This window comes from Motilimonas sp. 1_MG-2023 (assembly GCF_030547455.1).
Lineage (GTDB): Bacteria > Pseudomonadota > Gammaproteobacteria > Enterobacterales > CBDFNC01 > Motilimonas.
On the sequence record NZ_JAUOPX010000001.1, the window covers coordinates 143,310 to 158,066 of the forward strand.

Below are 14,757 nucleotides of genomic sequence, written 5' to 3' on the forward strand. Positions count from 1 at the left end.
GAATGGATAAGTTTTTAATCAAAGGTGGTTGCACCTTAAACGGTGATGTGACCATCTCTGGCGCTAAAAACGCTGCGTTACCAATTTTATTTGCCACCTTATTATCAAACCATGAAGTGGTGATTTCAAACGTGCCTAAGCTACGTGATATTAAAACCACTTTGGCTTTGTTACGTGAGTTAGGGGCAACGGCAGAGCAAAACGAAAACGTGGTGATCAACGCGGGTGGCGTGCATCATCAAAAAGCGCCATATGATCTGGTTAAAACTATGCGAGCGTCAATTCTTGCGCTAGGCCCGCTCGTTGCTAAGTACGGCAAGGCCGATGTATCTTTGCCGGGAGGTTGTGCTATTGGTGCGCGTCCGGTGAATCTACACATTCACGGCTTAGAGCTAATGGGTGCCAATATTGTTGTTGAAGATGGTTATATCAAAGCACGCGTTGATGGTCGCTTGAAAGGTGCGCATATTGTCATGGACATGGTTAGCGTAACGGGTACTGAGAACCTTATGATGGCTGCGGCTCTCGCGGATGGGACTACGGTAATCGATAACGCTGCGCGTGAGCCTGAAGTTGTTGACCTTGCCAACTTTATTAACGCTCTGGGTGGTAAAGTGTCAGGTGCGGGTACCGATACCATTACTATTGAAGGTGTTGAAGCCTTAACGGGTGGCCAATATGAAGTGCAGCCGGACCGTATTGAAACCGGTACTTTTCTTGTTGCTGCAGCAGTAACAGGTGGCAAGATCACTTGTCATAAGACTAGCCCACGTTTACTTGAAGCAGTATTGGCTAAGTTAGAAGAAGCGGGTGCCTTAGTGGAGTCTGGCGATGACTGGATTTCATGTGATATGCGTGGCAGGACATTGAAGTCAGTGAATGTTAAAACAGTGCCTTACCCTGGTTTTCCTACTGACATGCAAGCGCAGTTTACTGTGCTTAACGTCGTGGCTGAAGGTGCTGGACGTGTAACGGAAACTATTTTTGAAAACCGTTTTATGCATGTGCCTGAATTACAACGTATGGGCGCAGACGTCGAACTTGAAGGTAATACGGCAATTTGCGCTTACACGAAGCAATTATCTGGCGCTCAAGTGATGGCAACGGATTTACGTGCTTCTGCTAGTTTAGTGATTGCTGGTTTAGTAGCCAAGGGGGATACCATAGTTGATCGTATTTATCACATTGATCGTGGTTATGAGTGCATTGAAAATAAACTCATTCCTCTAGGTGCAACGATGGAGCGTATTGCTTAACATCACTGGTTAACGAACTTTGTTCTGTTTAAGCCTGCAGTTAGATACAGCATGCTACTAACATTTAGGTTAGCTATTAATAAAAACGGCCGCTGAATAGCGGCCGTTTTTATTTGTCGGGTTATCAAGGTAAATGACTATTCTTGTTGTTTTAGTATGTCGTAGTCAGCAACTTCGATTTCAAGTTCAACTTCTTTGCCTTCTCTAAGTAATTTTACTGCTATTCTTTCGCCTGGGCGCACTTCTGCGACCCGATCTAACACATCGGTAACACCTATCACTGGTACTTTGTTTATCGCCAACATCACATCTGATGTTTTCACGCCAGCTAAATCTGCTGGACCACCATCCATCACACCCGTGATCATTATGCCTTTTTGCGCCTCAATTCCCCATAATCGCGCCATAACAGGGTTTACTGGCCCACCAACGACACCAATTGAGCCTCGTATCACCCGGCCGTCACGGATCAAACTATCCATGATCCTCGCAACGAGTAAATAGGGCACGGCAAAGCTGATGCCATAACTGTCTAAGTTTTGCGTGACATGAAATGCGGAGGTATTGATCCCAACCATCTCGCCTCGGCTATTGATCAGTGCGCCGCCTGAATTACCCCGATTAATAGCGGCATCGGTCTGTAAAAAGTCTTGCCGTCCTGTAGAGCTTATGCCTGTACGACCAGTGGCACTAATGATCCCTTGAGTCACCGTTTGCCCTATGTTGTATGGGTTACCAATAGCCAGTACAACATCGCCAACTTTAGGTAAGTAAGCGGGGTTTTGTGGGATCACCGGTAGGTTTTCCGCTTCTATTTGCAATACGGCTAAATCAGTAACCGCGTCACTACCAATCATCTGAGCGGTAAGCAGGCGGCCATCTTGCAAAGCGACGAGTACCTGATCTGCTTTTTCGACCACGTGCATATTGGTTAAGATATAGCCTTGTGCGCTCATGATAATACCGGAGCCAAGGCCGGTCGGTCTTAGCTCCGGCTGGCTATTGATGTTCGAGCGTTGATAGTTCTGTGAATAAATATTTACCACGGCAGGTGCCGCTCTTCGCACTGCACTACCGTAGCTTTCGACTTGGCTGCTGTAAGTTTCAATTTGTTCCGCAAATGGCAGTTCGTGATTATTGCGCAGGGGAGGGAAGAAAATCAGTAAAAATACGGCAATGAGAACACCAATACTGATAGATTTTATTAAATAGCTGAGAGCAGAAGGCATGTTAAATATTTACATTAAGATAAAGGAGCAGAATAACAAAAATGTAGCAAAAAAAAACGCCCGCGTTGCGGGCGTTTGACAGAGGTAGCTATATTTAGCGGATTTCGCGATAACGAAAGGAAATTGCCGCGTTTTATATTAAGAGCTTACCTCCTCACTTCAATGAATTAACGGATCACGCGGTACAAAGAGGCGTTGCCACGTTTGATATTGAGGGCGAGAACCGAAGGTTTATCTTCAATTATTTTACGTAAGTCTGCCATATCTTTAGTGCGTAAGCGGTTAATACCCAAAATGATATCTCCTTCTTCTAAGCCTGCTAACGCGGCAGGTGAGTTAGGCACTATCTTACTGATTAATACCCCTTGCACTTTCTCGCCGGGTGCGGTGCTGCTTAACGTGGCACCTTCAAGGGCCGGATGTAATGAATTAGCGGCGATATTGGATTCTTTAGCTTCTTGCAGTATGACTTTGAAATCTTTTTCTTTGCCGTCACGAACAACGGTAAGGTTGATTTCTTTACCTGCACCCAAGGTGGCTACTTTTGCGCGAAGCTCATTAAATGAACGTATTTTTTGTTGGTTAAGTTTAATGATGATGTCACCGGCTTGTAGCCCTGCCTCCTCGGCAGCTGAATCGGCCATGACTTGGTTAACAAAAGCGCCGTGTTGGGTGTCATAACCAAAGGCTTCGGCAAGCTCGGGGGTCAGCTCGCCACCTGTAATGCCTAATAGGCCTCGGCGAACCTCACCAAACTCTAAAATTTGTGCCGACAGGTTTTTCACCATGTTCACTGGGATAGCAAAACCGATGCCGATGTTACCGCCATTAGGGCCTAAGATGGCGGTATTAATACCAATTAACTCACCGCGTAGGTTGAGCAGTGCACCGCCGGAGTTACCGCTATTAATTGCAGCGTCGGTTTGGATGAAGTTCTCATAGTTTTCGATATTTAAGCCACTGCGACCCAGTGCGCTAACGATGCCAGAGGTGACGGTTTGACCTAAGCCAAAAGGGTTACCAATAGCTATGGTAAAGTCACCCACGCGCAGTTCATCTGAGTTGGCCAGCTTAATGGCGGTCAGGTTTTTGGCATCAATTTGTAACAATGCAATATCGGTTTGCTGATCTTCACCAATTTTCTTTGCGGTGTACTCTTTGCCGTTGTTTAACGTAACCTTAATTTCATCAGCTTGGTGGATCACATGATAGTTAGTGATCACGTATCCTTTTTTGGCATCGATAATAACGCCAGATCCTAACCCCCTAAACGGTTGTTTAGCTCCTTCAGCTAAGGCGTCAGGTCCGAAAAAATGACGGAAAGGCTCAGGGATGTTTTGCCGCGAAACTTTGGTACCAGCAACAGAAATATTAACCACCGCAGGGCTGACTTCTTCAAGTAATGGTGCCAGGCTGGGCAATTCTTGCCCTTGTATCGCCACTGGGTGAGCGGCTTGTGCTGGTAAACTACCTAAGGCTAAGGCAGTTGAAAGGGCAACAGCAGTAAAAATAGAAATCGGTTTTTTCATCTTGCTCTCCTAGAGTCAAAGTTACTCAATTTATACCTTTAATAGAGTCTAAAATTAACAATCTGTTCAGCTCTTTACAGTACTTTACCCAAGTTGACATTGCTTCACTGTAAGGCACTTCTACGACACTTTTTCAGGCGACTTCGGTGTTACTTTCTCAACTAGACTAGGGTCGGTTTGAGGGTTTTCAAGGTTCACCGCGAGGGGATTTTTGATATCAGCGTTATCCGAATGTTGAGTAGATGCGCCATCTTGCTGTGTGTTTAGTTCAGTGGCTTTTGTCTCAAGCTCTTGGGAGTCGGTTGAAGTTGTGTCATCGACGCGTTTGTTACGTCTAAAAATTGAAATGTTGCGGTTGGCTTCTGCTTCAGGTAACAGTTGTTCTGATTGCTGTGCCATGTACTGATACAAGGTTTGATATTGATTTGCGATGCTATCCATTAAATCGGCTGTTTTCGCAAAGTGGGTCGATACTTGTTGCTGATATTTGCTTTGATCGTTTGTTTGTTGTTTTATTTGCGCTTGGCATTTATCCAACTGATGTTGGTAGTCATTCATTTTTTGTTGCTGTGAAGTAACCTGTTTCTCAAATTGGGCGGCTTGTTTATTACTCGGGAAGCGACGGCCAATCATAAAGCCAATAATAAGGGCAAAAATAAAAGTACTGATTAATGTAATTTCTGTCATATCTACTCCAACTCACTGAAAATACGGGTACACCATTGATATACCACAAAACGCACGGCATGGGATTTTAGCGTGACTTGGGTATATACAAAGCAACCTAAACTGTTGCAATATTGTTTTATAGCGCTTGCAACCCATTAGGATGCAAAGTGCAAGTTTATACCTGATAAACCTGTATGGATATTAATAAAGCCTGTGACGCCATTACTCAAGTACCAAAGCGACCTAAAACAAGATGATTTTTTCTATGATGCGGCGCAAGAGCAAGCCGTGTTTGCTCTTGAGCGCCTTTATCAAGATTTAGTTAAGCCTGCGCCAAGTGTAAAATCAACAAGCTGGTTAGATAAGATTAAGCAAAAGTTTCAGTCCCCTGAGCCTGTTGAAACCATTAAGGGTTTATATTTTTGGGGCGGAGTAGGGCGAGGTAAAACTTATTTAGTCGATACATTTTTTGATTGCTTGCCGTTTTCGCAAAAAATGCGAGTGCACTTTCACCGCTTTATGCATCGCGTGCATCAAGAGCTGGGTTTATTAAAAAACCAAGAAGATCCTTTGCTTATTATTGCTGATAAGTTATCTGCTGAAGCAAGAGTGATTTGCTTTGACGAGTTTTTCGTTTCTGATATCACTGATGCTATGTTGTTAGGCACCTTGTTCGAAGCTTTGTTTGAACGTGGCGTGGTGTTAGTGGCCACTTCAAATATTATTCCTGATGATCTGTATCGTAACGGCTTGCAGCGCGCTCGTTTTTTACCTGCGATTAAACTGATTAATGAAAACTGTGAAATCGTCAACGTTGATAGCGGCATTGATTACCGTATGCGAACCTTAGAGCAAGCTGAAATTTATCACTTCCCTCTTGATCAACAGGCGGAAGAAAACCTCAATCGCTATTTCCAGCAGCTCTCTTTCGAACCAAGGCAATATGAACACTATATTGAAATTCTTAATCGTCAGATTCCGGTAAGGGCAGAGGCCGATAGCGTGTTGTTTATTGAGTTTTTGGCTTTATGCGTCAGTGCGCGCAGTCAAGTTGACTATATTGAGCTGTCTAAAATTTACCACACGATACTGTTGGCTAATGTGACCGTAATGGGCGGAGACAGTGATGATGCCGCGCGGCGCTTTATAGCCATGGTCGATGAATTTTATGAGCGTCATGTCACTTTGATCATTTCCGCGGAAGTGGCCATGGATAAACTTTACCAAGGTGGTCGCTTGAGTTTTGAGTTTCAACGTTGCCTTTCGCGCTTACAAGAAATGCAAAGTACAGAATATTTGGCTCGTGAACATCTGGCTTAATTATCTGTGGGTAAAATAGCAGCAAAAAAGGATGATTTCTAAAAAGCTTTTCCGTATAATCTTGCGACCCCCAGTTACAATCACCAACTTTGGTGGATTTGTTGGCACCAAGTGTTCGTATTCGAAGGGGTACGAAGGTGGTATTTAATCGCTACTTTGAATTAAGTAGTCATTTCGTAACATTTTTTAATTTTTGGGTAAGAGTTTAATGAAAACTTTTGTTGCAAAACCAGAGAGCGTTCAACGCGACTGGTATGTGGTAGATGCTGAAGGTAAAACTTTAGGTCGTTTAGCTACTGAAATCGCTTCTCGTTTACGCGGTAAGCATAAAGCAGAATACACTCCACACGTTGACACTGGTGATTACATCATCGTTGTAAACTGTGAGAAAATTGCCGTAACTGGTAATAAAGCTGCAGGTAAGATTTATCACTCTCACACTGGTTACCCAGGTGGTTTGAAATCTATCTCTTTCGAAAAGCTAATCGAAAAAGCGCCAGAGCGTGTTATTCAATCAGCTGTTAAAGGTATGTTGCCAAAAGGCCCTCTAGGTCGTGCAATGTTCCGTAAATTGAAAGTTTACGCGGGTTCTGAGCATCAACATTCGGCTCAACAACCACAAGTTTTAGACATCTAATACGGAATTCAGGCAAATGGCAAATCAATACTACGGCACTGGTCGTCGCAAAAGCTCTACTGCTCGCGTTTTCCTAAAAGCGGGTAGCGGTAACCTAACTATCAACGATCGTACTCTTGAAGAGTTCTTCGGTCGTGAAACGTCTCGCATGGTTGTTAATCAACCTCTTGAGCTAGTTCAACTAACTGATAAGTTTGATATCAAAGTTACAGTTAAAGGTGGTGGTACTACTGGTCAAGCGGGTGCAATCCGTCACGGTATCACTCGTGCACTTATGGAATACGACGAGACACTACGCGCTGAATTGCGTGCAGCTGGCTTCGTAACTCGTGATGCACGTAAAGTTGAACGTAAGAAAGTGGGTCTACACAAAGCGCGTAAGCGTCCACAATTCTCAAAACGTTAATTTTCGTTTATCGAGTATGCAAAACCCGGCTTATGTCGGGTTTTTTTGTTTTAGGCTAATTGAACTTTCTGATTGTTATTTCGTTAAATTGTAAACAAACGTGGCAACTCTCAGAATTGGATGCTGAAAAAATGTTAAAGACATTATCAGCTTGTCAAATTGCGCCTATTTCTTTAGAATTCACACGATTTTTCTGTGACAATTGTACCGACCCCGTAATGCAGAAATCTGCTTAAACGCTAGAATTGATTTACCGCAAGGGAAATAATAATAATCGCGGAGTCCGTAGGGAGAGTTTTTGGATGAGCAATGCGCCTGTGAATACTGGCCGACGTATGTTTCTTACTGCGACAACAGCTGTTGTCGGAGCTGTAGGAGCTGCGGGAGTCGCCGTGCCATTTATCAAATCATGGAACCCGAGTGCTAAGGCTAAAGCAGCTGGTGCCCCGGTGGAAGTGGATGTAAGTAAAATAGAGCCTGGCCAATTAATTCGTGTTGAATGGCAAGGTAAACCGGTATGGGTTGTGTCCCGTACTGATGCTGCAATGAAAGATCTTGCAGCTCATGATGACAAATTACGAGATCCTAATTCTGAGGAGCCTCAACAGCCTGATTATGCGGCTAACCCCGCACGTTCAATCAGACCTGAAATATTTGTTGCTGTAGGTATTTGTACCCACTTAGGGTGTTCGCCAACTTATTTACCAGATGGTTTTGGAGAGTTGGTTGAAGGCGTTAAGAGCGGTTTTTTCTGTCCATGTCACGGCTCTAAGTTTGATATGGCGGGAAGAGTGTTCCAAAACGTACCTGCACCGTTGAACTTAGTGATACCTCCTTATCATTTCAAAGATGATAATACCGTGCTTGTGGGCGTATCAGAGGGAGATGCATAATGATTAAAGGACTAGTGACAGGTGTGATTGATTGGGTAGATGCACGCATCCCCATGACAGACACTTGGAATAAACATTTAGCCCAATATCCAACGCCAATTAATTTTAATTTCTGGTACTTCTTTGGCTCTTTAGCCATGCTAGTGCTGGTTAATCAGATTCTTACAGGTATCTGGTTGACAATGAACTACAACCCTTCTGCTGAAGGTGCGTTTGCTTCTATTGAATATATTATGCGTGATGTGGAATACGGTTGGTTGCTGCGTTACATGCACTCAACGGGCGCGTCATTCTTCTTTATCGTTGTTTACCTGCATATGTTCCGCGGCTTGATTTATGGTTCTTACCAAAAGCCTCGCGAGCTAATTTGGGTTTTCGGTATGCTTATCTTCCTAGTGTTGATGGCCGAAGCATTCATGGGCTACTTACTGCCATGGGGCCAAATGTCATTCTGGGGAGCTCAGGTAATTATCTCGCTATTCGGTGCCATTCCAATTATTGGTGATGACCTAACACAGTGGATCCGTGGTGACTTTGTTATATCTGGGGCAACCCTAACGCGTTTCTTCGCTTTGCATGTGGTCGCTTTACCACTAGTACTCGTGGTATTGGTGTTCTTGCATATTGTGGCACTGCATGAAGTGGGCTCGAATAACCCTGAAGGTATCGAGATCAAGAAGAAGAAGGGCTCAGTTCCTGAAAGTGAATTAAGTCCATTTAAATACCATAAGCAATTCTCTGATAAAAAAGACATTGTAGATGCGGCACCTTTCTTTCCTTATTTTGTGGTGAAAGATGTAGTGGGCGTAGCGGTGTTCTTGTTCTTGTTTGCTGCGGTTATATTTTACTGGCCAGAAGGCGGCGGTTATTTCCTTGAGCCACCTAACTTTGAGCCAGCAAATGGCCTGAAAACGCCTGAACACATTGCGCCAGTTTGGTACTACACACCGTTTTATGCGATTTTGCGTGCGATCCCAGACAAATTAATAGGTGTTATTGTATTTGGTAGCTCGGTACTTATTCTGTGTTTCTTACCTTGGTTCGACCGTTGTAAGGTTCGCTCTATTCGCTACCGTAGTACGCTACATAAGCTGAATATTACACAGTTTATTATTTGTTTCATCGTATTAGGTATTCTTGGTGCATTGCCAGCAACACCGTTATACACAGTGATCTCTCAAATATGTTCATTTGGTTATTTCGCCTTCTTTGCCTTGCTGTTTATTTACAGTAAAAACGAGAAATGTAAGCCAGTGCCAGAGAGGATCACTAAATAATGAAAAAGTTACTGATTACTTTATTTGCCCTGCTGCCGAGCTTAGTGTTTGCTGCAGGTCCAAGTATCCCTTTGGATAAGGCAAATTATGATTTAACCAATAAAGCATCGCTGCAAAACGGTGCTAAGTTGTTCATCAACTACTGTCTAGGTTGTCATACCATGGGTTATCAACGTTATGAGCGAGTTGCTAATGACTTAGATATCCCTAATGACCTGATGTTAGATAACTTAGTGTTTACCGATCAAAAAATTGGTGACCTAATGACTAACTCAATGCACAAAAAAGAAGCCGCTAAATGGTTTGGTGCTGCGCCACCGGATTTAACCTTAGTGGCTCGTGTGCGCGGTGCTGATTGGTTGTATACTTACTTACGTTCGTTTTATGCTGATCCAAGCCGTCCATTTGGCGTGAATAACACGGTTTTTCCAGATGTGGGGATGCCCCATGTACTAGAAGAATTACAAGGTGTGCCGAATGCAGTTTTCGAAACGGAAATGGTTGATGGCGTTGAGCATAAAACCTTAGTTTCAATCGAAGCTGATGGTAGCGGTGAACTAAGTAAAGATGAATATAACCAAGCTGTGCTAGATATGGTAAACTTCTTGGTCTATTCGGGTGAGCCGATGCGCGTTGAGCGTGAACGCTTAGGGATGTTTGTCCTTGGCTTTATATTTATCTTCTTCATTATTGCTTATTTACTGAAGAAAGAGTTCTGGCGCGACGTTCATCATTAGACGAATCGATAATAAAATGTGTTATTAATGGCAATGGGGGTTTTACCCTCATTGCCTTTTTATGTTTTTGAAGAGTTGGAGGATTAAATGGCAGTTGCTGCTAATAAACGCTCTGTGATGACCTTGTTTTCAGGTGCATCAGATTTATACAGTCATCAGGTTCGCATTGTGCTGGCTGAAAAAGGCGTAAGTGTCGAAATCACACAAGTTGATCCAGACAATTTACCGACTGAACTCGTGGAGCTTAATCCATACAATTCAGTTCCTACTCTGATAGACCGTGAACTGGTTCTTTATGAATCACACATTATCATGGAATACTTGGATGAACGCTTTCCTCATCCACCATTGATGCCTGTTTATCCGGTTGCTCGTGGTAACAGTCGTCTTATGATGCATCGCATCAAAAATGATTGGTACTCTTTAGTTGACCTGATCATGAAAGGCTCGGCCGAGCAAGCAACCGCAGCGCGCGCAAAATTGAAAGAGTCGCTAACAACAATTGCACCTGTGTTTGATGAAATGGACTACTTCATGAGTGAAGAGTTTACTTTGGTTGATTGCTATATGGCTCCGCTGTTATGGCGTTTGCCAGAATTGGGTATTGAGCTAAATGGCCCAGCAATGAAAGGTATGAAGGGTTACATGATCCGTATTTTTGATCGTGAATCATTCCAAGCGGCATTAACAGAGACAGAGCGCGACATTCGCGTACTTATCTAATTATGAGTGAAATGACACCTAATCGCCCTTATCTATTAAGGGCATTTTTCGACTGGATTTTAGATAATGACATGACCCCTCATTTAGTGGTCAGTGCATTTCTACCCCATGTAAATGTGCCTGAGCAATTTATTAAAGATGGTAAAATTGTCTTAAATATTGCTCCGGGAGCGGTGACTGCTTTTGACATGAGTAAAGAAGCGGTTAGCTTTAATGCTCGATTTTCTGGCTCCCCGTTCCAGGTCTACATTCCTATGTATGCGGTAGAGGCGATTTATGCGCGTGAAAATGGCGCGGGAACTATGTTTCCTGCAGAGCCTTTTTACGACGCTCAGTTGACTGAAGAAACGCCAACAGAAGCTCCAGAGCCGACGCCCCCACCTAAAGGGAAACCGGGTTTACGTGTCGTTAAATAAAAAAACCGCTGAAAAGCGGTTTTTTATTTTTCAACATAAATATTAAGCTACTCGGCAACGTATTCAAACACTTTCACTACCCGTTTAACGCCTTTTACATGACGGGCAATCTCCACTGCTTTCTCGGCCTCTTTCTCGGTGACGAGACCAATCAAGAAGACCTCGGCATCTTCAGTCACCACTTTTAGCTTCAATGTATTGATTGCTGGATCGTCTAAGATAAGTGACTTAGTTTTGGTTGTGATCCAAGTGTCAGAGGTTTGTTGACCCAAACTGATTGGTTTATTGAGGCGTAATTCGTTAAATACTCGACGTACACCCGAAATGTCATCTACTATTTTTTCAGCTTGCTTTTGGTATTCAGCAGTGGGTGTTTGCCCGACCAATAACACATTACCATTATTAGCAATGGCTGAAATGCGCGATGCTTTATAAAGTAACTCATTTTTTGCTAACGCATTGATAGCTTTTAACTCAATGTTTTGATCATCAAGTTGGGTACCGACACTGCGTCTATCATTTGCCACCACGGCTGTAGTTGCAGCGCCTGCAACAAAAAGGCCAGCACAGCCTTGAACTAAACTTAAGCTGGCAATCAAAGCGAAACTTAGGCGTTTTTTCATTTAACTATACTCATCTATCGGTAGAAAAAAGGGTTTGATCTATTAGATCACTAATGCAGTTTAAGACAAATAAATGCATTTCTTCGATTCGACAGCCCTTCGGTGAAGGGGTTCTAATTTCAACGTCTGTCTCACTGAGTAAACCAGCCATTTCACCGCCGTCACCGCCAGTCAGTGCGACAATTTTCATATCCCGACTCACTGCCGCTTCAACAGCTTTTATAACGTTACGGCTGTTGCCGCCATGGGAAATGGCCAATAAGATATCGCCACCTTGGGCTAGGGCTCTTACTTGTTTGGCATAAATTTCATCAAAATGGGTATCCGTGGCAATCGCTGAAATTAGAGTCGAATCCGGTGTGATTGAAATAGCTGGCAAACTTGGTCGCTCGGTTTCAAACTTGTTCAGCAAGTGTGATGCAAAAATCTGCGCGAGTGCGGCATTACCACCATTACCACAAACAATAATTTTATTACCACTTAGTAAGCTGTGCACCATCATAAGTGCCGCTTTTTCTATATATTCAGGTAGGGCTTCAGCCGCGGCGATCTTGGTTTGAATGCTTTCGGTAAAGTTTTCTTTTATTTTGTCGCGCACCTTAAATTACTCCTGAAATGCGTTTTGTAACCAAATGGGATCGTGTTGTGACTCGAAGGCGACCACATCAAAGCGGCAGTAAACCTCGAAGGGACGTTGCATAAGATAAGCCTTAGCCGCTTTGATGATACGTCGCTGCTTGCTTCTTGTTACAGAAGCGATTGCTCCGCCAAAGTCGCTATCAGCTCGATAGCGCACTTCAACGAAGACTAACGTATCATCATGCTGCATGATTAGGTCTATTTCACCAAATCGACAGACATAGTTTTTACAGACAAGGCTTAGGCCTGCGCTTATTAAAAAATCACAGGCCCGTTGCTCGTATTGATCGCCGGTTTGACGTTTAATAATTGCTCTCATCTGCTGATACAGATTCGTCTATAGTATTAGGTGCTTCAATTAACACCTCTTCGTCAAAGCTAATACGGCTCTCATCATCTAATAAGGGATTAGCACTACTATCCTCGGTTACAGACTTAGCAGTGCCATAGTGGTTTCCATCTTGGGTGATAGTCACTGGAGAAACTAATATGCGCTCACCATTTTCGTAGCTGGCCCAAGCAAGATAATTATCAATAAATGCATCACCATCTAAGCGTAGCGCACCTGATAAACCTTGCACTTGATAATTAGGATCTGCGCGTAATGCTGCCAGTTCAGGAATAAGGTGCCAAGCATCGATGCCCATTGCATAGAAGCGTAAATCATCTAAACCCCGATTTGGCCAAAGCATTTTTGCTTCGGTTAATACTGGATTGTCTGGCTCTAGGATCACAGGCAGATCGCTATAAAGAACACCGGTTAAATCTTGCTTTTCTGAATGATTCATATTTTCAGGATGACTGCGAGCGCCAGAGTAAATTTGAATTGGCGGCAACCTTGGGTCAACTGTAACATCTAAGAATGGTTTAAACATGCGCAGTTCAATAGGTTGAGCGACAACATAAAAACCATCTATATCTTGGCGATGACGAGTATTGCTTTTCACATTAAACGATACTTGTTGCTTAACGCGATTACTGCGACCTTTGCTCAGTTCGCCATGCATTAAGCTAGGTACGAATTTTTGCAGTTGATTGCGATTCAAAAAGTAATGGATTTCTGGCGTATTGCCCGTGAGCTGTTGCCATTTATCACTAAATGCTGTTGCCATACGAGAGCCAAAACTGCCTTTTGAGGCTACTACGACAGGGTAGGTACGGCCGTCATCAAACATTTTTTGTGCTGTTTGCTCTGCTTCTCCTTCAGGTGAAAGAGAAAAGAAAAACTGTTGATTGTTTTGGCGAATGCCCTCAACACGATTAAGTGCTAGCATTGGCAATTCTGTATTTAATTTAACCAAGCTTTCCACGTTACTTTTTAATAGCGGTCCAACAATAAAGTTACTGCCTTGGTTCAGTGCCGTTTGGTACAAACTAGTCATATCGTTGGCATTCGTATCGTAAAAGTTAACCACTGAAATAGAATTGCTATCGGTATATGCCTTGAGCATACCATCACGAATGGCTTGGCCTTGAACTTCATATTTACCAGTTAATGGTAAGAAAACGGCTACATTATCGGTCGTAAGGGGTGGCGAGTTGAAGTCTTGTAACAGAGCTGTTGGTAAATATAGCGATGCTGGGTGTGCCACAAATTGGCTTTGCCAGAATGCAACTTGTTGTTTCAGCACCTCAGGCTGAATGCTATATTGCTTGCTGATCAGGCCTAACTCTAACCAAGCTAGAATATTACTATCGACAGTTTGTTGTGACAATTCACGTAATTGGGCTTGATTATGGAGCGTCATCAGTTGCCAGATAGTGTCATTATTGGCTTGGATTTGCTCAGCATCTGTTAGGTATTCTGCAAGCTGCATTTGACTGAACATAGCAGCAGTGATTTGACCTTGCTCTTGTTCAGCACGACCTTTCAGCGTGAGGTAACTTGGCCAGGCAGATTGATCTAAATATTGAGTATCAACTTGCTTTAGCTGAGTTAATGCTCGCTCGAGATTTCCCTCGCCCGCAAAGCTTTGCGCTTGAATCAGGTTCTTTTCTGCCAGTTGTTTGGGTGAGAGAGGCAGCTTCTCAAGCTGTTGTAACACCGCTAGAGCCTGTTGTGTGTGGCCACCAGCAAGAAAAGAACGAGCCGCGAGTAATTGCCAGTTAACGCTATTGGCCCCGGCAGTCTTGGTTGCTTGTTCTAAGTAGTAGTCTGAGGTTGCCGTTAATGGCGCCATGACAGCAGGCGGCGTTAGTTCATTGGCTGTCTTGGACTGGTCTGTACTGGTACAGGCGCTTAATACAAGAAGAGTCGTTAAACAAAGGCTGGTGCGTGTTACACTAAAAGACTTAAAAAAAGGGTTCAAAACCATTAGCTCACTTTCCACTATAAATGTGTGCATAGTTTAATCGTCTGATGTTTTTTTAACAATGATTGCGACGATAACAGTGGGAATTTAT

General features: G+C 43.4%; 16 protein-coding genes. 9 read left to right on the top strand and 7 right to left on the bottom strand.

Going from position 1 to position 14,757, the window contains the following annotated elements:
* The first annotated feature begins 2 nt into the window (after positions 1-2).
* On the top strand, positions 3-1,256 hold the full coding sequence (gene murA, locus Q4519_RS00655; protein ID WP_303508416.1) for a UDP-N-acetylglucosamine 1-carboxyvinyltransferase: 1,254 nt from the start codon (positions 3-5) through the stop codon (positions 1,254-1,256).
* 137 nt (positions 1,257-1,393) lie between these two features.
* On the opposite strand, the gene degS is transcribed toward murA, so the two are convergent.
* From degS to Q4519_RS00670, 3 genes are all read right to left on the bottom strand, one after another.
* On the bottom strand, positions 1,394-2,485 hold the full coding sequence (gene degS, locus Q4519_RS00660) for an outer membrane-stress sensor serine endopeptidase DegS (protein ID WP_303508419.1): 1,092 nt from the start codon (positions 2,483-2,485) through the stop codon (positions 1,394-1,396).
* Between the two features lie 167 nt (positions 2,486-2,652).
* Positions 2,653-4,014, bottom strand: coding sequence for a Do family serine endopeptidase (locus tag Q4519_RS00665; protein ID WP_232799925.1), 1,362 nt, complete (start codon positions 4,012-4,014; stop codon positions 2,653-2,655).
* A gap of 120 nt (positions 4,015-4,134) precedes the next feature.
* Positions 4,135-4,701, bottom strand: a complete 567-nt coding sequence (locus tag Q4519_RS00670; RefSeq protein ID WP_303508422.1) for a YhcB family protein — start codon at positions 4,699-4,701, stop codon at positions 4,135-4,137.
* A gap of 195 nt (positions 4,702-4,896) precedes the next feature.
* On the opposite strand from Q4519_RS00670, the gene zapE reads away from it, so the two are divergent.
* The 8 genes from zapE (at position 4,897) to Q4519_RS00710 (ending at position 11,092) form a co-directional block, all read left to right on the top strand.
* Positions 4,897-6,003 carry a cell division protein ZapE gene (gene zapE / locus Q4519_RS00675; protein WP_303508424.1) on the top strand — a complete coding sequence of 369 codons (1,107 nt, stop codon included), beginning with the start codon at positions 4,897-4,899 and terminating at the stop codon, positions 6,001-6,003.
* Between the two features lie 208 nt (positions 6,004-6,211).
* On the top strand, positions 6,212-6,640 hold the full coding sequence (rplM, locus tag Q4519_RS00680; protein ID WP_232799922.1) for a 50S ribosomal protein L13: 429 nt from the start codon (positions 6,212-6,214) through the stop codon (positions 6,638-6,640).
* Between the two features lie 16 nt (positions 6,641-6,656).
* Complete coding sequence (rpsI, locus tag Q4519_RS00685) at positions 6,657-7,046, top strand: 30S ribosomal protein S9 (RefSeq protein WP_232799921.1); 390 nt, start codon at positions 6,657-6,659, stop codon at positions 7,044-7,046.
* A 302-nt stretch (positions 7,047-7,348) separates the two neighbouring features.
* Positions 7,349-7,939, top strand: coding sequence for a ubiquinol-cytochrome c reductase iron-sulfur subunit (petA, locus tag Q4519_RS00690; protein ID WP_232799920.1), 591 nt, complete (start codon positions 7,349-7,351; stop codon positions 7,937-7,939).
* On the top strand, positions 7,939-9,216 hold the full coding sequence (locus Q4519_RS00695) for a cytochrome bc complex cytochrome b subunit (RefSeq protein ID WP_232799919.1): 1,278 nt from the start codon (positions 7,939-7,941) through the stop codon (positions 9,214-9,216). The genes petA and Q4519_RS00695 overlap by 1 nt, the downstream gene beginning before the upstream one ends.
* Complete coding sequence (locus tag Q4519_RS00700; RefSeq protein ID WP_232799918.1) at positions 9,216-9,953, top strand: cytochrome c1; 738 nt, start codon at positions 9,216-9,218, stop codon at positions 9,951-9,953. Before Q4519_RS00695 ends, Q4519_RS00700 begins: the two co-directional genes overlap by 1 nt.
* Positions 9,954-10,040: 87 nt before the next feature.
* On the top strand, positions 10,041-10,676 hold the full coding sequence (sspA, locus tag Q4519_RS00705; RefSeq protein WP_232799917.1) for a stringent starvation protein SspA: 636 nt from the start codon (positions 10,041-10,043) through the stop codon (positions 10,674-10,676).
* 11 nt (positions 10,677-10,687) lie between these two features.
* Positions 10,688-11,092, top strand: a complete 405-nt coding sequence (locus tag Q4519_RS00710) for a ClpXP protease specificity-enhancing factor (RefSeq protein WP_232799916.1) — start codon at positions 10,688-10,690, stop codon at positions 11,090-11,092.
* 47 nt (positions 11,093-11,139) lie between these two features.
* On the opposite strand, the gene dolP is transcribed toward Q4519_RS00710, so the two are convergent.
* The 4 genes from dolP to Q4519_RS00730 are packed head-to-tail and all read right to left on the bottom strand — an operon-like array spanning position 11,140 to position 14,669.
* Entirely contained in the window at positions 11,140-11,715 is a 576-nt protein-coding gene (gene dolP, locus Q4519_RS00715; RefSeq protein WP_303508430.1) for a division/outer membrane stress-associated lipid-binding lipoprotein, read from the bottom strand.
* A 10-nt stretch (positions 11,716-11,725) separates the two neighbouring features.
* The gene (locus tag Q4519_RS00720) at positions 11,726-12,313 is read right to left on the bottom strand and encodes an SIS domain-containing protein (RefSeq protein WP_232799914.1); all 588 of its coding nucleotides are present in this window, start codon (positions 12,311-12,313) and stop codon (positions 11,726-11,728) included.
* 6 nt (positions 12,314-12,319) lie between these two features.
* Positions 12,320-12,673, bottom strand: a complete 354-nt coding sequence (locus Q4519_RS00725; protein ID WP_232799913.1) for a YraN family protein — start codon at positions 12,671-12,673, stop codon at positions 12,320-12,322.
* A complete protein-coding gene (locus Q4519_RS00730; protein WP_303508433.1) occupies positions 12,657-14,669 on the bottom strand; it encodes a penicillin-binding protein activator in 2,013 nt (670 codons plus the stop codon). The genes Q4519_RS00725 and Q4519_RS00730 overlap by 17 nt, the downstream gene beginning before the upstream one ends.
* Positions 14,670-14,757: the final 88 nt, after the last annotated feature.